This is a genomic window from Leucobacter aridicollis (genome assembly GCF_013409595.1).
GTDB classification, from domain to species: Bacteria; Actinomycetota; Actinomycetes; order Actinomycetales; family Microbacteriaceae; genus Leucobacter; species Leucobacter aridicollis.
In genome coordinates this window covers 618,532-637,103 of the sequence record NZ_JACCBD010000001.1, presented here as the reverse complement: position 1 = coordinate 637,103, position 18,572 = coordinate 618,532, and the positions used below count along the sequence as shown (strand labels likewise).

The window sequence follows — 18,572 nt, the reverse complement described above, 5'->3', positions numbered from 1 at the left end:
CCATGCTCAAGAAACTCCTCGCCGCCCTCACCGTCGCCGCCGTCTGTTTCGGCCCCGCGACCGTTCTCCTCTCCGTCGCCGTCCTCGCCAGCCCTGCCATCGCCGCGTGCGCGCCGGGGTCGTTGATCGTCGGACCGATCCCGGACTCACTGACCGCGACCACGCGCAACGGTGAGATGGTGACGCTGAACCGGCAGCAGCTCACCCACGCCGCCACGATCATCACCGTCGGTGGACAGACGGATGGGGTGGGGCGTGCAGGGGTGGTGATCGCGTTGATGGCAGCGCTCACGGAGTCGCACCTGCGGATGCTCACCAACACCGGCACCTACCCCGAATCCGCGAACTACCCCAACGATGGGGATGCAGCCGATCATGATTCCCTCGGCCTGTTCCAGATGCGCCCGCAAGCCGGCTGGGGCACCGTTGCGGAACTCATGGACCCGAACTATCAAGCCCGCGCGTTCTACGGCGGACCGGCCGGACCCAACTACCCCTCACCGCGCGGTCTGCTCGATATTCCCGGGTGGCAGCAACTCGACCCAGGCGAAGCCGCCCAGGCCGTCGAGGTGTCGGCATACCCGGACAGGTATCAGAACTATCAGCCCGTCGCCGAAGCGATCCTCACCGCCCTCACCCGCCCCGCACCATCAGGCGGCGGTGGCAACGGTGGTGATGTGGTGGTGCCTGAGACCACCAGGGTCGTGTTCCCGTTGCCGGAGGGCTCCTGGGTGCGGACTAGTCCGTTCGGGTGGCGCACCGACCCGATCACGTTCGAGATCGCGTTCCACTCCGGCAGCGACTTCGCCGCCGACGACGGCACCCCGATCTACGCCGTCGCCGATGGGATCGTTACCCACGCCGGATACACCGGCTCCTGGGGCGGGCTCATCATTGTGGAGCACACCGTCGGCGGGGAGCGGGTTGCGTCGTATTACGCGCATATGTGGGAGTACGGCATCCACGTCACCGAAGGCATGATCGTCACCGCGGGGCAGCACATCGGTGATGTCGGCTCGTCCGGGAAATCCACCGGCCCTCACCTCCACCTCGAAATCCGGCCCGGCGGGACCGGTCAGCCCGCGATCGACTCCGATCAATGGCTCACCGACCACGAGGCCGAGGGCATCACCGGCGGCAACGCCTCCCGTGCGTCCTGCACGCTGAGCGGGGGTGGCCGCTGATGGACGTGTTCCCCGACTTCGGCGGCGTCGGCGCCGCCGGCGACCTCCGCACCGTCATCGGCGCTCTATTGATGTTCGTGCTCATCATCGCCGTCCTCATGCTGATCGTCTCCGCGATCATCTGGGCCATCTCATCCTCGACCGGCAACCCGCACACCGCCACCAAAGCCCGACTCGGGGCCTGGGTCGCGCTCGGCACCGCAGCCCTCGCCGGTGCCGGCGTCGCCTGGGTCAACTTCCTCCTGGACGTCGGCGAACGCCTCTAGTTATGCTTCTAGCCGCCCGTCGGCCGGCTGATGGTGATCTCGCCGCTGGTGAGCGCGTTACGAAGGCACTCAGCAATGCGCTGCGCATCATCTTCGGCCGCTTCGGGCTTGAGAGTGATGCCGAGGCCGGAACTTGGCAGGTCCGCGCTCATGACCGTGCTCTCAATCATGGAATCAGAGTCACATCGGTCGTCCCCGGAGAAACGTGGATCAGCGACGCCGACCGACCACTGATTGCCATTGCCGTCTCCGTCCACGAACCTCACGTCGGAAACCTGAGAGCATCCCACTAGCAGCACGCTAGTGGCGACAGCACACATCGCCAGAAGGTACCGGCCCCTCCTCGTAACCCGAGTCGCGGCAATCACATCGGTAAGAATCACCCCTGGCCCCGTTCCTTCGTTTGCCGAAATCAGGGCAACGCGAATCCGCCTATGACCACTCGAGTTTATCGGCGGGGTCCGTGGGTGCACCTGGCTGGCAAGTCCGCCGTTCCCCCGGCGTTGTCAGCAGAAGGAGTATCCCTGTGATCGATATTGACCCGAACGGTACCGGGCTTCCCGGTATCGAGCAGTTGCGCATCATCGTCGGCGCGGTCATGACCGTCGGCCTGATCCTGTCCGTCCTCGCCCTCATCATCTCCGCGATCGTGTGGGGTTTCGGCGCGAACTCCTCAAACCCGCACCTCGCGTCGCGAGGGAAGGTCGGCGTCCTCGTGTCCTGTGGGGCGGCGATCATCTGCGGTGCAGCGGTGACGCTCATCAACTTCTTCTGGGGCGTCGGCCAAGCCGTCTAGCCCCATCGCTTACGAGGGAAGGAGGATGCGGTGAGTGTGTGTGATGTGCCGGTGATCTCGGCCGTGTGCGACACCGTCGGCCAAGGAGCCGCGACGTTGATTGCGGCCCCGTTCGACTGGCTCGCCCAGGCGATGGGCGGGGCGGCGGCGTGGCTGTTCGAGGCGGTCTGGGCGGTGTTCGACACCACCACCCTCGTCGACGTCACCGACGAAGGCTATGTCGGGGTCTACAATATTCTGTTCGGGGTTGCGGTGTTCGTGGTGCTGATCTTCTTCTGCCTGCAACTGATCACCGGACTCATCCACCGCGACCCGACCGCCCTGACCCGCGCCGCCCTCGGGGCCGCGAAGAGTATCCTCGGCTCGTTCGTCGCCATCGGACTCACCGGGCTGTTGTTGGAGATCACTGATCAACTCGCGGTCGGGATCGTGCAGGCGACGGGGAACACGATGGAATCCATCGGCGACCGGATCACCCTACTCGCGGCGGGGTTCGCGGGGATCAACATCGCCGCTCCCGGTGTCGGGGCGATCGTCACGATCTTTCTCGCGGGCCTTGCCATCAGCGCGGCTGCGATCGTGTGGTTCTCCCTCCTGATCCGCAAAGCCCTGCTGCTGGTCGCGATCGTGTTCGCCCCGATTGCTCTCGCTGGGTTCTCGTGGGATGCGACCAAGGGCTGGTTCGGGAAGTGGGCGACGTTCGTAATCGCGCTGATCCTGTCGAAGCTCGTGCTGGTGGTGATCTTCCTCGTCGCGATCACCCAAGTGTCCGCTCCGATTGAGCTGGATCTCGCGTCGATCAGTGATCCCATCGCCGGGGTCGTACTGATGTTCATTGCCGCGTTCGCTCCGTACATGACGTACAAGTTCGTCACGTTCATCGGCTTCGATATGTATCACTCGATGAGCGCGGAACAAGAAGCTAAGTCCGCGCTCAACCGTCCCGTCCCTGTGCCGTCAGCACCGAAGACCGACGGGGCGAAGAAGGTACTCGATGCCGCCGGCGATAAGGGCGGCGGCGCGGCACCGTCCGGTGGAGGCACCCCGCCCGCAACGACTGCGACGCCCGCTGCAGGAGGGGGCGCCGTGGCAGGTGGTGGTTCTGGTGCCGCGGCTGGTGCGGGTGCCGGGGGCGCGGGCGGCGGTGCTGGCGCAGCCGGTGCCGGAGCTGGCGGGGCTGCTGCTGGGCCTGCGGCAGCGGTCGTTGTCGGAGCTCAGGTGGTCGGTGCGGCAGCGACTGCGGGGCCGAAGCTCGGCGGCAAGGTCGGCGGTGCCGCGGAAGGTCACGCGGCGGGGGCCGGTGAGACCGTGCAACCCGCACCACCACCGCCTGCACCGAGTCACACGCCGACCGCGCCACCGGCACGCCCGGCACCTGCGCCGTCATCGAAGCCGTCTGCTGGGAAGGAATGACTGATGTCGACTCAGCAGAACACGAGTAGTGCGGAGTTCGGGTTGCGGGCGGTGCAGTTCTCCCGGCTCACCCGACGCGGCATCCTCCTCGGCCTCTCCCTCCCGCAACTCATCGTCCTCGCCACAGGGGTGCTCTCCATCGTCGGTGCCCTCTACGCGGGAGGTGGGATGCTGCTGGCCTGGACCGCACCCATCTGGTTGCTCTGTGCAGCGCTCGCCTGGACCCCGGTCGGGGGTCGGAAGCTCATCGAGTGGGTGCCCGTCACTTTCCAGTGGGTTGCCCGCACGCAGGCACGGCAGACGGTGTTCCGGCGGCGGGTCGTGAAGCCGCGGCCTGCGGGCACGCTCGCTCTTCCTGGTGATGCGGCGTCGTTGCGGGAGTGGGAGGACCCGGAGACGGGGGCGGCGATGATCCACGACCCCCATGCCCAGACCCTCACCGCGATCGTCGGCGTCTCGCATCCCGCGTTCGTGCTCCTCGACCCCGGCGAGCAGGAACGCCGCGTCGCCACCTGGGGGCGTGTGCTCGCCACGACCTGCCGGTCCGGGAGGATCGCCCGCCTGCAAGTGTGCGAACGCACCCTCCCCGATGGAGGTTCCGGACTGGTCGAGTGGTGGCAGCGCCACGGCCGTGACGACGGGTCCTGGACTTCCACCGTGTACCGGGAACTCATCGACCGTGCAGGTCCCGCCGGGGAACGCCACGCCACCACCATCAGTCTCGCCCTCGACCTCAGAGCCGCCGCCCGGCAGGTCCGCACCAACGGCGGTGGCATCACGGGTGCCGCCGCCGTTCTGCGGCAGGAGATGACGACGCTGGTGACGGCGTTGCGGGCGGCGGAGCTCACGATCACCGGGTGGCTCACCCCTCCACAGGTCGCGGTGATCCTCCGATCCGCTTATGATCCAGCGACCGCCGCGATCCTCGAACGGGACACCGACATCGGGCGCACGCTTGCGACCGCGGGGCCGGTCGCGGTCACCGAGTCCTGGGATCAGCTGCGGTCGGATTCCGCGTTCCATGCGGTGCTGTGGGTGTCGGAGTGGCCGAGGTCGCAGGTGTATCCGGGGTTCCTCGCCCCGGTGTTGTTGTCGTCGGGGATTCAACGGGCGTTCTCGCTGGTGTGTACGCCGATCCGGTCGGATCAGGCGGCACGTGACATCAGGAAGAAGAAGACCGAGCTGATCTCGGATGCTGCGCAGCGGCAGAAGATGGGGCAGATCGAGGACGCCTCCCAGACCGCCGAATACGGTGACGTGCTCCAACAAGAAGCCGACCTCACCGCCGGTCACGGCGTCCTCCGCTACACCGGCCTCATCTCCGTCTCCGCCCCGTCCCCGGAAGAACTCGACACTGCCGTCGCTGCGATCGAGCAGGCCGCGATCCAAGCCTCCTGCGAGACCCGGCGTCTCGTCGGGCAGCAAGCGCAAGCCTTCACCGTCGCAGCGTTGCCGCTGTGCCGCACCGTCTGAACGACAGGAGCCCGTCATGCCGACCTTCCAGAACCCGACCACGGACGCTGCGGAAGCGTCCGAAGCGCTCCGTGGGCTCGCGCACGCCTCCCGCGTGTTCGAGGACCCCGCCGACACCTATGCGGTGCTGGGTGATCTGCTCGCCGGGGTGCGATCCCTCCGGCAAGTGCTCGACCAACTCGCCACCTCCCACCTCACGAACCGGGTGCGCGCGCACGACGACGCCGGGGATCAGACCGCCGGTGCGACCTACGCTCTCGCAGCAACAGCGGAACTGCAGCAGGCCGCGGCGCTGCTGGATGGCGTGCATCAGCGAGTGGATGCGGCGATGGCTGCCTCGGGACGGATCGCCTGGCACCCCGCGGCTCGAGAACCGGGCCCGGTGTCGCGGTGGGTGAGCGTGGTCTTCCTGCAAGGGCAGGACGCCGACGAGGTGCTGGCGATCATCGACCGCGACGGTACTGACGCGGCGATCGAGCACCTGTCCGGTTTCGACCTAGGCGAGGAGACCATACAGGCTGCGCTCGTCAACGGGTACGTCTACGACACCATCCCCACCGGCCCACTCGACCGCACCACCACCAACGGCATCAACAAGCTGACGTACAACCATGACCACGGGCTCGTCTCTCTGTTCCGTGCGCTCCCGGAAACACGAGAGCCGGATGCTCAAGCTCCGTCGGCGCGGACAACGCCGAGCCGTCCACCGTCGCGCAGTCACGCACCGGTGGTCGAAGAGGAAGACGACTGGTTCGCACCTTCGCAGTCCTCGCCGGCGCTACGGGGGCGGGCGCTGTGAGCGATCGCCAGAAGCTCCACACCGCGGCGCTGGTCGAACCGGCCGGGGAACGCCGCAAGCAGCGAAAGGCACGCAAGCACGCCGCCGCGAAGATCGAGACCACCGCCCGTCGCGCCGAGCAGACAGCGGAGCGTGAACGGCTGGCGGTAGAGCGGGCCGAACGCCGCAACACCACCTACCTCCCCACCGCCGGCGAACCAGGGGCAGCGGCATTGCGGACGCCGGGGCGGTTCCGGTTGCCGCGACATCAGGACACCTCGGCGACCCTCGCGGGCGCGTACCCGTTCCTCGCCGAAGGCGGCCTCGGCGCTGACGGGGTGTTCGTCGGCCAGGACCTGTACTCCGGCGGCTCCTTCGTCTACGACCCCTGGACCCTCTACGCCCGCGGCCTCATCACCGCACCCAACATCGTCCTCGCCGGCATCGTCGGCTCCGGCAAATCCTCACTCGCCAAGTCCCTCTACACGAGGTCGATCCCGTTCGGTCGCCGCGTGTATGTGCCCGGCGACCCGAAAGGCGAACATACCGCGGTTGCGGAGGCGGTCGGCGGGCGCGCGATCGTCCTCGGGTACGGGCTCCGCAATCGCCTCAACCCGCTCGATGAAGGCCACCGCCCCTCCGGAGTCAGCGACGCGGAATGGGCCGCGCAAGTCGCATCCCGCCGCCGAGAACTGATCGGTGCTCTTGCGGAGACGGTGCTGGATCGGGTGCTGTCCCCGTTGGAGCACACCGCGATCGACCTCGCACTGAGAGACAGCGTCCGCTCCGCTCAGGTGCCGATCTTGCCGATGGTCGTCGACCGCATCCTGAACCCCGACCGTGCGACCGACACCGATGGACGGCTCGCGGAGGACGGCCGGCTCGTCGGCCACGCCCTCCGCCGCCTCGTGGCGGGTGATCTTGCGGGGCTGTTCGATGGGCCATCGACCGTGCGGTTCGATCCATCGCTGCCGATGGTCAGCCTGGACCTGTCCCGCGTCGCGGAGAACTCGACACTGATCTCCGTGCTGATGACCTGCTCCAGTGCGTGGATGGAGTCGGCACTGATGGACCCGAACGGCGGGCACCGGTGGGTGATCTACGACGAAGCCTGGCGACTCATGGCCTACCCAGCGCTCCTGCGCCGAATGGACGCGCAATGGCGACTCGCACGGCACTACGGGATCGCGAACATGCTGATCTTCCACAAACTCACCGACCTCGACAACGTCGGCGACCAGGGTTCCGCGATGCGTGCCCTCGCGAACTCGCTGTTGGCGAATGCGGAGACGAGGATCATCTACCGACAAGAACCCGACCAGCTCGGAGCCACCGCCGCAGCCCTCGGACTCACCGGCACCGAACAGAAACTCCTCCCAGGACTCGGCACCGGACAAGGACTCTGGCGCATCAAAGAACGCTCCTTCGTCGTCCAGCACCAGCTCCACCCCGCCGAGCTCGCCGCGTTCGACACCACAGCACGAATGAAGGGCTAAACGCTCACGTTCAGGATTCCTGAACCCTGATTCCGCGTCATTCCGCCAGTTTCAGCCGATTTGCGGGGCGTTGTGAGGGTGCAAGTTCCCGCGGCCATTTGCTCACTCACGGTGACTGTCTGGGCGGGCCGGTTCGCACCTATCCCTCGATTGATACGCCACGACAGAGGGAGCAGAACCAATGGACACGATCAACGAGCTGGCAGCAGAGGAGCGCACCGCGAGAATCATCCTCGCCATCGCCTCCGAACCAGGAGACGCGGTGACAGGACGGATGATCCGCACCGTCGGCGCATCCGAGACGGTCGCCCGCGCCGTCTCGAATGAAGTTCCGGCGGGACCGGATGGTGACACCTGGCAGCGGCGCCTCGCACCCCGCATCAATGCTGAGGAGACCCGGAGGGTGCTCGCGGAGACCGAGCGTCACGGGATGCGGGTGCTGATCCCCGGCGATACGGAATGGCCGGCCTCGATCGATGCGCTTGGCGATCGTGCACCGGTCGCATTGTGGGCGAAAGGCAGCACTGGAGTGCTTGCCGGGCCGCTGTGGGATCGCCTCACCATCACCGGCGCTCGGGCGTCCACCGGGTATGGGGAGCACGTCACCACGGAGCTGGTGCAGTCGGCGATCGCCGACTCCCTGCTGGTGCTCTCCGGCGGCGCGTATGGGATCGATGGTGCCGCGCACCGTACCGCGCTCGCATCGGGCGGTGCGACGGTCGCCGTGCTTGCAGGCGGCCTGGACCGGCCGTATCCGGCAGGGCACACTGATCTGCTGACCCGTGTCGGCAAAGACGGCCTGTTGCTGTCGGAGTTGCCGCCGGGCGCGACGCCGACGAAGTGGAGGTTCCTGCAACGAGGCAGGCTCCTCGCCGCGCTCTCCGGCACCGTCCTGATTGCGGAGGCCGGCTACCGTTCCGGGACCCTCCACACCGCCGCCCGCGCCGCAGAGCTCGGCCGCCCCGTCGGGGCGATCCCTGGCCCGATCACCAGCGCCGCGTCGTCAGGCTGTCACCGACTCTTGCGGGACGGCCTCGCCACGGTCATCACCGGCTACGACGATGTGCGCGGCCTCCTCGACGGGGTGCGGGATGGAGCTCATCGGGCCGTACGCCGCACCGCGGGGCTTGAGGTCGACCCCCTCGACACCCCGACTCCCTCTGCTCAGCGTGAGGGGCCGGGCCTGGACCGGTGAGGCGGGTGGTGCACCTGGTGTGAAGGCGGCCGGCTCGCGTCGCTGAAGGACAACACCAGGAGGTATCTCGTGTCAGGATCACTCGCCCACATCACGCAGCCGGAGGCTGCGCCACCCAGAACGGGGGTGCGGCGCTGGCTCTCGGTGCTGCTGGCCCTGTTCCTGCTAGCAGGGTCGCTCGCACTGAATGCGCCGGCGGCTCATGCGGGCAGTCTCGGGGTCGGGTACGACATCGGGAACGGGTTCCTCGGCGCCTACAACACCGACGTTGATGGCCGGCAGGCGTACTGCGCGGACCTCGATGCCGATTCACCGTTCGCGCAGACCTACGGGCCGGAAACGATCACGTCGCTGGACTCGCTGTCCCGGCAGCAGCTCGCGGAGCTGAACTATGTGCTGGATCGGTGGGGGCAGTCAGGCGATCCGAATACGACTGCGGCGGTCGCTCTGTTCGTATGGTCGATCACGAGTGCCGGCACCTACAACTCCCACGGCATGTCCGGCGACATCTACTACGTCGGGCGGGCGCCCGCGTCCGAGCGGGGCACGATCCTCGCGAACCTGGACATGATGCGCCAGAACGCCGCCGTCTACGCCGTCACCGACCCCTCACTGTCCCTGAGCCTGGACATGGCGGATCAGTACGCCGGCACCCTCACCGTCGCAACCCACCCCGCAGGGCTCACCGGCACGGCGACCCTGTCGGATGCGATCTTCGCTGACGGTTCATCGGCCCGCACGATCGGCGCCGGGACACATCCGATCACCGGCACCCCCGCAGACGGCGTGCCGTCGTACCGTGTCGGTGCTTCCATGAACATCGCCGCGGCGGGGTACGGTGCCGCGCTCGATCTCTACACGACTCCCGGCGCACAGCGTCTGATCGCCGCCGTCGCAGGGTCATCCACCGGGCTTTCGGCGCGGGCGGAGTCGCCGGTGATCGAGCTGGACTTCCAGCCGGAGATCACCACCCAGGTCGCCTCCCGCTACGTCGCCGAGGGTGATGCGTTCGTGGACGGGCTCACCGTGTCGGTGTCGAAGGGCACCTGGATTCACCTCGACGGGAACCCGATCGAGGTGACCGCGACCGGAACCCTGTACGGGCCGTTCGACGAGCAGCCCACCGAAGCCGACACCCCACCCACCGGAGCACCCGTCACAGGCACCGAGACGATGACGCTCACCGGTGCGGGGTCGAATACGTCGCCGGGCACGATCGTCGCGCCGGAGTCGGGGTTCTACACGTGGGTGTGGAGCATCGACAAGACCGCGCACGGTGAGAACGCGAAGTACCTCACCGACTCGTTCACCGATCGCTTCGGCCGGGTCACTGAAACCTCGGTGGTGCCGTTCCAGCCCGAGGCCGTTTCGGAAGCGGATCAGCGTCTCGCCGTCCCCGGCGACGCACTCACCGACACGATCACGGTGTCGAGCAGCAACGGTGCCTGGTTGAAGAAGGACGGCGCGCACATTCCGGTGGTGTTCGAGGGCACCGCCTACCAAGTGCCCGGCACCCTGCCCCCGGCACAGAGCGCCGACATCGACCCGAACGCAGTGCCGCTCGGCACCGTGACGATCACCGCAGACGGCCCCGGCATCTACACGTCCCCGCCGGTGATCGCGCCGACGGGCGGGTTCGTGACCTGGGTGTGGGAGGTGAAGAAGTCGTCGCAGCCGGAGTGGGTGCGTGACTACCTCGCCGCCGACTGGACCGACGAGTACGGAATCAGCGTGGAGACGACGTCGGTGCGGTGGCCGGTCACGGTGACCTCGCTGATGCGGGAGTACAACGTGCACCCCGGCGGACGCGCCTTCGACGTGATCACCGTCACAGGGTTCCCGGCGAACCACGGCGATTTCACCGGCGACGGCTACTGGAACGCCGACGTCGATGAACTGCATCACACCGTCTACGGCCCCTTCGCGTCGGATGCGGAACTCACCGATGATCTCGACCTGAACGGTGCCCCGGTGCTGACGGAGCTTACGACGCCGGCCCGGAATGGGGTGTACAAGCTCGGATACACGGACGAGGACAAGATCGTGCCGACCGAGCCCGGCTTCTACGTCCTCATCACCACCTTCGAAGGCGACGACCGCGTGCAGCCCTACACTTCCTCTCCGGCGGATGTGCTGGAACGCTTCTACGTCCCACCCACCAATACGGAGGTGCCCGTGTCGGTGGTGACGCAGGCGACGCCGGAGGCGTTCGTCGGCGAACCCTTCTCGGACACGGCGCTGGTGCAGGGCACGACCATTCCCGAAGGCGCCTACCTCGTGTTCCGCGCCTACGGGCCGCACCCGGCGGACGCCGATCCGGTGTGCGAGACGCCGTTCTACGTCAGCGAGGAGATCCCCGTTACCCGGGCGGGTGTCTACCGGTCCGGCACCACCACCGTCGAGACGGCGGGGAACGTGTACTGGATCGAAACCCTCTACAACGCTGACGGCGAGATCATCGCCGAGGGTGTCTGCGGGGCACCGGGTGAGACGACTGTGGTGAAGGAGCACCCGGAGGAGCTGATTGTGAAGACGAACGCCGTCCCGACCGTGCTGCTCGGTGATCCGGCGCATGATGTCGCGACCGTCACCGGCACCGTCCCCGACGGGGCACGCCTGGTGTTCGAGGCGTACCGGCAGGACAGTGGCACCGCGACCTGCACCCCGGACGAGTTGGTGTTCACCTCGAAGGTGATCGATCTGGATGGGCCGGGCGAGTATGCCTCTGACGAGGTGATCTTCGAGAAGGTCGGCACCTACTACTGGGTGGAGACCGTCACCGACGAGGACGGGACGATCCTGCACCGTGGCGTCTGCGGCGCACCGGATGAGACCACCACCGTCACCGAGGCCCCGGACGAGCCCGGGAAGCCGGGCGGGCCGGGTGAGCTCGCGCACACCGGCGGCGGCGACTGGTGGCCGCTCGGCCTCGCCGGTGGGCTGATCGCTGCCGCGACCGGCGGGGTGCTGCTGTTCGGGCGCCGCCTCGCGATCGCCCGCGAACGCGCCGGGTACGTCCGCGAGGAAGACGAAGCCTCCGAGGAGTTCAAGGCCCAGTTCGAGGGAGCAAAGGAGGACTAACCCCAGGCAGCTGACCCGCCGACACCCCCAACCCAGGGCAGGTCAGCACGGGAGGGCACGAACATCCCAGGTTCGTGCCCTCCCACCTGTGTCCGGGGGCAGTGCGGGTGCACCTGCATGGCGACACCCTTGCACTCCACGGAGAGGAACCGCCCTGTGCCCCCGAAACCCCGATACCGCCGCGCGCACCCCGACCATCAGCACCCGGTGGCGTCGAAGCCTGAACCGGGTGGGCCGGTCGTCGTGCCGGTCGTGGAGTTCACCATCGACGCGGACAGTGCGATGACGGTCACCGTGGACGGGGTGCCGTATCTGCCGGAGCCGTTCGCGCCGTGCTGGCGACGCGACTCGTTCCCGGCGATCCTCGACGCCCTCACCGCCCAGTACCGGTCGCCGCTGCGGGTGCAGGTGCACGAGGCAGACGGGTCGACGTTCACCGACATCATCACTCCGCCCCGCGAACGCCCGACCCTGAATCCCTGGGAAGAACCAGCACCAGCACTGGCTGCTGCGGTGTCGCCTCCGGTCCGTGCCGCGCAGCCGGTGCTGCATCAGGCGACAGGGTCGGGGTTCGTTCCGGGTGAGGATGTCGCCGTCGCGATCATCCACGCCCACACCGACGCCGGCGGTGACGGCACCGCCCGCGCCCTCCTCACCGCAGAGCAAGCCGCTCTTGCGGTGACGGGTGAAGTGATCCTCCTCGGCCGTGTCTCCGGCACCCTCACCATTGGCAGAATCCAATGAGCGCTCCGCGGCAGGGTGGTGCGCTTGGGGATGAGCTGGCGAACCTCGGCATCATCGCCCTGATCGCTGCCGCCGTCCTCGGTGTCCTCCTTCGTGTTGCGGGCACGGTCGCCGCATGGGTGACCGGGATTACGCAGCCGACGGGCGGGGTCGAAGCCGGCCTCGGGGTGCTCGTGCATCCCGCCGACCCAGGGAGTGCGCTCGGTGCGGACGGGTTGAACCCGGTGGCGTACTGGGTTATCGCCGGTGTCCTCATCGCCGCGGTTGGGGCGATGGGGTGGTGGGTGTGGCGGTTCTTCCGTGAGCAGTCGCGGCAGACGAAGGTCGACCCGTACCGGATCGTCGGCATCGCCACCCGCACCGACGTCACCACCGCGGCATCGGAGAAAGCGCAGCTGCGTCGGGCAGGGCAACTCCGACCCTCCATCCAGCAGCCTGCTGTCACCGATGTCGGTTACCTTCTCGGCGTATCGCGGAGCGTTGGCGTGTGGGCGAGCGTGGAGGACTCGATCCTGCTGATCGGGCCGCCCCGCTCCGGAAAGGGCCTCCACGTGGTCATCAACGCGATCCTCGACGCACCCGGCGCCGTCGTCACCACCTCCACCCGCCCCGACAACCTCACCGCCACTCTGAAGGCGCGGAGCGCGGAGGGGCGGCCGGTGGCGGTGTTCGATCCGCAGCACCTCGCCGAAGGCGTCCCCGCAGGACTCAGGTGGTCACCGATCCGAGGATGCGAGGACCCGTTGACGGCGATGATCCGCGCCACCGGACTCGCCGCCGGCACCGGCCTCTCCGCCGGTGGCGTCGAAGGCGGGGACTTCTGGGAAGGGAAAACCCGCACCGCACTCCAAGCACTACTCCACGCCGCCGCCCTCGATCACCGCACCCCTACCGAGTTGTTCCGGTGGACCCTCGACCCTGCCGCCGCGTCGGATGCGGTCGCGATCCTCACCGCGAACCCGCGGGCGGCGACGGGGTGGGCGGATTCGTTGCAGGCGATGATCGACTCAGACCCCAGAACCCGCGACTCCATCTGGCAAGGCGTGTCCCTCTCCCTCGCCGCCCTCGCCGACCCCCGCGTGCTCGACGCCGTCAGCCCCGGACCCGATGAGAAGTTCGATCCGGAGGAGTTTCTACGCAAGCGCGGCACCCTGTATTTGCTCGCGACGGGTGCCGGGGCGAACAACAGTGCCGCGCTGGTGTCGGCATTCGTGGAAGACCTCGTCGAAGCCGCCCGCCGCCTCGCCTCCAGATCACCCTCAGCCCGCCTCGACCCGCCCCTGCTGCTGGCGCTGGATGAGATCGGCAACCTTGCCCCGCTCCCGTCGCTCCCGACGTTGATGGCCGAAGGCGGGGGTACGGGGATCACGACGATGCCGGTGTTGCAGTCTCTCGCGCAGGCGCGGGAGAAGTGGTCGGATAACGCGGCCGGCGCGATCTGGGACGCCAGCATCGTGAAGATCATCCTCGGCGGTGCATCCAACTCGCGTGATCTTCAAGACCTCACCACCCTCATCGGGGAACGTGACGAGATCACCGACTCCACCACGATCGGCGACCACGGCTCCCGCACCGCGCAGCGTTCCATTCGTCGGGTGTCGATCATGCCGCCCGATGTGATCCGCACCCTCCCATTCGGCACCGGCCTTATCCTGCTACGCGCCGCACCACCGATCATCGCGAAACTCCGCCCCTGGACCCGCCGCAAGGATGCGAACGAACTGCAGGGCCAACGGGCAGGCGTCGAAGCGTTGCTTCGCCAGCGACCGTAACCCGGTCAACCGTGGACAGACGCGGTGCACCTCTCCGGTGAGCGGCAGCCAATCCTGGCCGCCCCGCCCGAGAGGAGCAGATCGATGAGCATCGATCCACAGCAGTCCATTTCCGGTTTCATCGCCACACAACCGCGGCTCACCGTGGGCGAGAACGGAGTATCCAGGTTCCACGCCCGCGTAGGGATCGAACACGCGCGGCAAGAGCCCGACGGCTCGTTCACGCAACTCGACCCGACGTTCCATGATCTGGCCATCTTCCGGAAGACGGCCGAAGAAGCCGCGGCCCGGTTCAGGAAGGGCGACCGTTTCATCGCCTCCGGCCGCGTCCACGAGTACACCTACAGCAAAGACGGGCAGGAGGTTACTGCGGAAGAGTTCATCGCTTCTCGGATCGGGCACGATCTCGCGCGGACTCGATACGACGTCGATCGCTCGACAAGACGAACAGATGCCGGCCATGACGCCCCCGATCTCAAGAGCCCTGCGCATGACCCCGTTGCGCGCCCGCAAGCCAGCGTTCCATCGCGGGCAAGTCTCTGAGGGGCGGTGACAGTCATGGACGAGAACATCGCCGAAGAAGAAGTCGTCGAAGAGGACGACTTCGACACCGAGTTCGATGGGCCGCTGTTGGTGGAGCCGCCACGCCCCATCAACTGGAACTTGCTGAGCCCTGACGATCTCGAAGCCGAGTGGCTGGAGCTGAACCGGTGGGTGCATTGGCTTCGCCGCACCTACGGCCTGCCCGCGGCGGTCATCCCGCCGTTCTGGCATCGCCATCCCGAACTGTTGTGGGAGCTCTCCGCGCTGCACCTGCATTGGCTGTGCTGCTACGACTCGGAGAAGAGCGGGTCAGCACCGCTGGCATGGCATCGGGACTTCGCGGATGCTCGCCTCCGCCTTCGCGAATGGGTCGCCGCCAACGGAACCCGGCTGGATCGTGACCGTCCCACCCGACAGACCAGCTGGCCAGGCGAACCGCCCGCACCACCGGTCGAAGACATCGTCATCGATGATCGCGAGACAGAGTTCATCGAGTTCGTCATGAGCGAGGTGGCCAAGCGCCGCGAGGAGGAAGACAGCTTCTACCGCTCCCTCGATCCGGCCACGGGTGAAGTCGCATGACCGGCACGCCAGAGCACCCCGTCTCCTCGCCGCTGCTGCACAGCCGTGATGTCGCCGCCTACCTGAAGGTGTCGGAATCCACACTGTCGCGGTGGCGCTCAGCAGGCACGGGTCCGCCATTCATCCGCATGAGCGGTATCGCGCGGTATCGCATCGACGCCGTCGACGCGTGGCTGATCGAACTCGAGCACGACCATGCCTCGCAAGGGTGAACCGCTGCCGAAGGCCGATCCGAAACCCGTGCCACCGATCGGGGTGAAAGTCTCCACCGACATGGAGCGCCGCTCCTACGGAATCCGCGCGCGTGCCAGGTGGACTGATCCGATCACGAAGCGCCGGGTGATCAGATCAGAGATCGTCCCCGATGAGACCGCCGCTCACGCGTTCTTCGACCAGCTGCGCAACTCCTCCGTCAAAGGTATGGATACCACGATGACGTTGACGGAGTTCGTCACCTCAATCGGCGACCGGTGGGCGCGGGGCCTGGACCCGACGTCGACGGGCGAGACCTACGGCTTCGGGCTGAAGCTCCGAGTCCTGCCCGCGCTCGGGCACCTCCCCGTGACGCAGATCACCGCGGGCATCATCGACCGGACCATCGACGGGTGGGAGCAACGCTACGGAGCATCCACGATCAAGAACTCGATCGCACCACTCGTGCGCGTCCTCGATGAGGCGGTGCGAGACGGACTGCTCACCATCAACCCGGCCAAGAACCGTGCGAAGCGGAGCCTGAACCGGAACGCGTTCCGGACGCAGTCCGCCGAGCAGGCATCACCGCGCGCGCATGCCATCCCTGACATGAAGACGCTGAACAAGCTCGCGACAGCCTGCGGCAAGGTCGACCAGTCGTACAGCGACTTCGTGATGCTTGCCGCGCTCCTCGCCGCACGCTCCTCCGAAGTGTCAGGCCTGCAAGTCGGTGACGTGAAGTTCGAGAAGAACCTCGTGGTGATCGCGCGTCAGATCTTCCCCGGCAAAGGCGGCCTCGTCACCAAACCGACCAAGAGCCGCAAAGAACGACGAGTGCCGATTCTCGAACCTCTCCGCCCCGTACTAGAACGGCTCATCGCGGGCAAAGAACCAGAGGCACAGCTTCTCCTCGGACCGAAAGGCGGGGTCCTGACGACCGCGACCGTCCGCGACGCGACCAACTGGGACAAGATCGTCGCGAACCTCGGGCTTCCCGATCTCACCCGCCACGGGCTCCGCCACACCGGAGCGACCTGGATGGCCGACGCCGGTGTCCCCCTCCACGTGCTTCAAGAGATCCTGGGCCACGCCTCGATGGAAACCACCCGCGGCTATCTTCACCCCGACGACCGCCACCTCGCGTCCGCCGCAGAGCAAGCGAACGCCTTCCTCTCACCCTCCGGACAGAAGCGTCAGAACGCACGCAGCACCCCGTCCACACGAGGCATCTGACGCCCCGAATCGGCTCCCGAGATGCTTCTGGTCCCCTTTTGGTCCCCTTATCCACAGAAACGCGAGATTCGGCGTACTCGCCGACCCCGAGCCCGGCGTGCGGAAGCGCCCGAGGGGACCAGAGGGGGACCAACAAAAACCGCTCCCGGACATGACAAAACCCTGATGAAAATGGCTTCTCATCAGGGTTTTTCTGTCGGGCTGACAGGATTTGAACCTGCGACCCCCTGACCCCCAGTCAGGTGCGCTACCAAGCTGCGCCACAGCCCGTGGCATTCAATTTTCAGTTATTCGGGCCGTCCGGGAGGGGTGAACCCCTTAACCCCCAGTCAGGTGCGCTACCAAGCTGCGCCACAGCCCGTTGTTTCTTCAAGCGAGTCGGTCGAGGCCGGTTCGCTGCCGAAGCAACCTCTCTATCTTATCCATACTTTTGCGGGGCGAAAAACGCGGCGGGGTGTTTACCGAAGATTCGACAGTTGCCCCAGGCGAAACTGCCTCTCTGACGGCAGGCAGGACCGCCAGTGAGGAGCGGCAGGAACGGAAGCCTAAACCCCAAGAGGCCCCGCCCAGCACGCTCCCCAACCCCTACTCGTCGAGCAGCGCCGCCGCGTACATCGGGCGCGCCGCGTCCGCGCTCGGCGGATGGAAGAGGCCCGCGGTCGCGTCGCGGTAGACGCGGCTGAGCTCGCTGCCGTTGTCGAAGCCCGAGCCGCCGGTGCAGATGAGCGCGGTTTCGGCGTTGCGGCGCGCAGCCGTAGACGCGTTCAGGCGGGCCGAGACGAGCCGCAGCGGCCATTCGGAGCCGTAGTCGACGAGCTCGTCGAAGTCGCGCGTGTACGCGTCGAGCTGCGCCGGCACGGCCATGAACTCCATGTGGGCGTCGGCGAGCCGCACGCGCGCCTCCGGTACCTCTGCGTGTGACGTGCCGGCCTTCGCCGAGCGGCGCTTCTTCATTCCGGCTGCTGCAAGGTCGAGCGCCCGGCGCGCGACGCCCGCGTACACGGAGCCGATGAGCAGTTGGAAGTTCGCGGTGATCGCGAACGTGAGCAGGTCGGGATGGCGGCCCGCCGGGATCTTCCGGGCGACCCGCTCCGGCCTGATGCGCGCGCCGTCGAGGATGGTCGCGCGGCTGTGCGAGGCGCGCATGCCGAGCACGTCCCACTGATCCGACACCGCGATGCCGTTGCCGCCCCACGCCGCGGCCTCCTCGGAAGTGCGCTCGAGGAACCCGTAGACGAGCGTCTCGGCGTCGGTGCCCGCGGTCGCGGTGTCGAGGCCGTGCACGATGAGCCGCGTCCACACGGGCGACAGCGACGTGAAGATCTTCACGCCCGAGAGCAGGTAGCCGCCGTCTTCCTGTGGCTCAGCCTTCGACTTCGAGCCTTGCAGCACCCAGTCGTTCGCGGGCTCGCTGATGCCGAACGCGAAGATCTCGCCGGCCATCGCCTCCTCGAACACGTATCCGAGCGAGCGGTCTCCCCGCTCGAACATCGCCCTGATGACGCCCGTGCACATGAGGTGCATGTTGATCGCGAGCGCCGTGCCGGGGGCCGCGGTCGCGAGCCGCTGCTGTAGCCGCGACACTTCGTTGAGGGTGAGGCCTGGCCCGCCGAACTCCGTCGGTACGAACAGCGTCAGGTAGCCGCGCTCTCGCAGCTCGTCGAGGTCTTCGTGGAAGAAGCTGTTCTCGCGGTCGTACACCGCGGCGCGCTCGCGGAACCGTTCGAGCAGTTCCTCGGGCAGGTACCGCTCGGCAAGCTCCTGATGCCGCGTCTCTCGGTCGCTCATTCTCTCTCCGATCGTTGGTTCTCAAGTAAGCAGTGA

At 67.3% G+C, this 18,572-nt stretch carries 17 protein-coding genes and 1 tRNA gene; 15 read left to right on the top strand and 3 right to left on the bottom strand.

Annotated elements, in window-relative coordinates; genetic code table 11:
• The first annotated feature begins 2 nt into the window (after positions 1–2).
• On the top strand, positions 3–1,184 hold the full coding sequence (locus tag BJ960_RS02780) for a M23 family metallopeptidase (protein ID WP_185986160.1): 1,182 nt from the start codon (positions 3–5) through the stop codon (positions 1,182–1,184).
• Positions 1,184–1,450, top strand: a complete 267-nt coding sequence (locus BJ960_RS02775) for a DUF6112 family protein (protein WP_185986159.1) — start codon at positions 1,184–1,186, stop codon at positions 1,448–1,450. Before BJ960_RS02780 ends, BJ960_RS02775 begins: the two co-directional genes overlap by 1 nt.
• 8 nt (positions 1,451–1,458) lie before the next feature.
• On the opposite strand, the gene BJ960_RS02770 is transcribed toward BJ960_RS02775, so the two are convergent.
• Complete coding sequence (locus BJ960_RS02770; RefSeq protein ID WP_185986158.1) at positions 1,459–1,620, bottom strand: hypothetical protein; 162 nt, start codon at positions 1,618–1,620, stop codon at positions 1,459–1,461.
• Between the two features lie 356 nt (positions 1,621–1,976).
• Between BJ960_RS02770 and BJ960_RS16610 the strand changes: the two genes are divergently transcribed.
• The 13 genes from BJ960_RS16610 to BJ960_RS02705 all read left to right on the top strand — a co-directional run bounded on the left by BJ960_RS16610 (position 1,977) and on the right by BJ960_RS02705 (position 16,748).
• On the top strand, positions 1,977–2,246 hold the full coding sequence (locus BJ960_RS16610) for a DUF6112 family protein (RefSeq protein ID WP_036278399.1): 270 nt from the start codon (positions 1,977–1,979) through the stop codon (positions 2,244–2,246).
• A 30-nt stretch (positions 2,247–2,276) separates the two neighbouring features.
• Positions 2,277–3,659 (top strand): TrbL/VirB6 family protein, encoded by a 1,383-nt coding sequence (locus BJ960_RS02760; protein ID WP_185986157.1) that lies wholly within the window; start codon positions 2,277–2,279, stop codon positions 3,657–3,659.
• A gap of 3 nt (positions 3,660–3,662) precedes the next feature.
• Positions 3,663–5,132, top strand: coding sequence for an SCO6880 family protein (locus BJ960_RS02755; RefSeq protein ID WP_185986156.1), 1,470 nt, complete (start codon positions 3,663–3,665; stop codon positions 5,130–5,132).
• Positions 5,133–5,148: 16 nt separating this feature from the next.
• Positions 5,149–5,931 carry a hypothetical protein gene (locus BJ960_RS02750; protein WP_185986155.1) on the top strand — a complete coding sequence of 261 codons (783 nt, stop codon included), beginning with the start codon at positions 5,149–5,151 and terminating at the stop codon, positions 5,929–5,931.
• Positions 5,928–7,406 (top strand): ATP-binding protein, encoded by a 1,479-nt coding sequence (locus tag BJ960_RS02745; RefSeq protein WP_185986154.1) that lies wholly within the window; start codon positions 5,928–5,930, stop codon positions 7,404–7,406. The genes BJ960_RS02750 and BJ960_RS02745 overlap by 4 nt, the downstream gene beginning before the upstream one ends.
• Positions 7,407–7,587: 181 nt before the next feature.
• The gene (locus BJ960_RS02740; protein WP_185986153.1) at positions 7,588–8,601 is read left to right on the top strand and encodes a DNA-processing protein DprA; all 1,014 of its coding nucleotides are present in this window, start codon (positions 7,588–7,590) and stop codon (positions 8,599–8,601) included.
• A 69-nt stretch (positions 8,602–8,670) separates the two neighbouring features.
• Positions 8,671–11,682: a hypothetical protein gene (locus BJ960_RS02735; protein ID WP_185986152.1), complete on the top strand. Its 3,012-nt coding sequence runs from the start codon at positions 8,671–8,673 to the stop codon at positions 11,680–11,682.
• A 156-nt stretch (positions 11,683–11,838) separates the two neighbouring features.
• Complete coding sequence (locus BJ960_RS02730) at positions 11,839–12,426, top strand: hypothetical protein (protein ID WP_221936264.1); 588 nt, start codon at positions 11,839–11,841, stop codon at positions 12,424–12,426.
• On the top strand, positions 12,423–14,198 hold the full coding sequence (locus BJ960_RS02725; RefSeq protein WP_185986151.1) for a type IV secretory system conjugative DNA transfer family protein: 1,776 nt from the start codon (positions 12,423–12,425) through the stop codon (positions 14,196–14,198). The genes BJ960_RS02730 and BJ960_RS02725 overlap by 4 nt, the downstream gene beginning before the upstream one ends.
• A gap of 84 nt (positions 14,199–14,282) precedes the next feature.
• Complete coding sequence (locus tag BJ960_RS02720; protein WP_185986150.1) at positions 14,283–14,741, top strand: single-stranded DNA-binding protein; 459 nt, start codon at positions 14,283–14,285, stop codon at positions 14,739–14,741.
• Positions 14,742–14,756: 15 nt separating this feature from the next.
• On the top strand, positions 14,757–15,323 hold the full coding sequence (locus BJ960_RS02715) for a hypothetical protein (protein WP_185986149.1): 567 nt from the start codon (positions 14,757–14,759) through the stop codon (positions 15,321–15,323).
• The gene (locus BJ960_RS02710; protein WP_185986148.1) at positions 15,320–15,535 is read left to right on the top strand and encodes a helix-turn-helix transcriptional regulator; all 216 of its coding nucleotides are present in this window, start codon (positions 15,320–15,322) and stop codon (positions 15,533–15,535) included. Before BJ960_RS02715 ends, BJ960_RS02710 begins: the two co-directional genes overlap by 4 nt.
• On the top strand, positions 15,519–16,748 hold the full coding sequence (locus tag BJ960_RS02705; RefSeq protein ID WP_185986147.1) for a tyrosine-type recombinase/integrase: 1,230 nt from the start codon (positions 15,519–15,521) through the stop codon (positions 16,746–16,748). The genes BJ960_RS02710 and BJ960_RS02705 overlap by 17 nt, the downstream gene beginning before the upstream one ends.
• 196 nt (positions 16,749–16,944) lie before the next feature.
• Here the strand turns inward: BJ960_RS02705 and BJ960_RS02700 are convergent.
• Positions 16,945–17,018: transfer RNA gene (locus tag BJ960_RS02700), tRNA-Pro, on the bottom strand.
• Between the two features lie 315 nt (positions 17,019–17,333).
• Entirely contained in the window at positions 17,334–18,536 is a 1,203-nt protein-coding gene (locus BJ960_RS02695) for an acyl-CoA dehydrogenase family protein (protein ID WP_185986146.1), read from the bottom strand.
• Positions 18,537–18,572 lie beyond the last annotated feature (36 nt).

Bases quoted from the DNA above. Each gene is read 5' to 3' on its own strand.
- BJ960_RS02780 (WP_185986160.1), top strand. From the start codon at position 3: ATGCTCAAGAAACTCCTCGCCGCCCTCACCGTCGCCGCCGTCTGTTTC.
- BJ960_RS02775 (WP_185986159.1), top strand. From the start codon at position 1,184: ATGGACGTGTTCCCCGACTTCGGCGGCGTCGGCGCCGCCGGCGACCTC.
- BJ960_RS02770 (WP_185986158.1), bottom strand. From the start codon at position 1,620: ATGATTGAGAGCACGGTCATGAGCGCGGACCTGCCAAGTTCCGGCCTC.
- BJ960_RS02755 (WP_185986156.1), top strand. From the start codon at position 3,663: ATGTCGACTCAGCAGAACACGAGTAGTGCGGAGTTCGGGTTGCGGGCG.
- BJ960_RS02750 (WP_185986155.1), top strand. From the start codon at position 5,149: ATGCCGACCTTCCAGAACCCGACCACGGACGCTGCGGAAGCGTCCGAA.
- BJ960_RS02740 (WP_185986153.1), top strand. From the start codon at position 7,588: ATGGACACGATCAACGAGCTGGCAGCAGAGGAGCGCACCGCGAGAATC.
- BJ960_RS02725 (WP_185986151.1), top strand. From the start codon at position 12,423: ATGAGCGCTCCGCGGCAGGGTGGTGCGCTTGGGGATGAGCTGGCGAAC.
- BJ960_RS02720 (WP_185986150.1), top strand. From the start codon at position 14,283: ATGAGCATCGATCCACAGCAGTCCATTTCCGGTTTCATCGCCACACAA.
- BJ960_RS02715 (WP_185986149.1), top strand. From the start codon at position 14,757: ATGGACGAGAACATCGCCGAAGAAGAAGTCGTCGAAGAGGACGACTTC.
- BJ960_RS02710 (WP_185986148.1), top strand. From the start codon at position 15,320: ATGACCGGCACGCCAGAGCACCCCGTCTCCTCGCCGCTGCTGCACAGC.
- BJ960_RS02705 (WP_185986147.1), top strand. From the start codon at position 15,519: ATGCCTCGCAAGGGTGAACCGCTGCCGAAGGCCGATCCGAAACCCGTG.
- BJ960_RS02695 (WP_185986146.1), bottom strand. From the start codon at position 18,536: ATGAGCGACCGAGAGACGCGGCATCAGGAGCTTGCCGAGCGGTACCTG.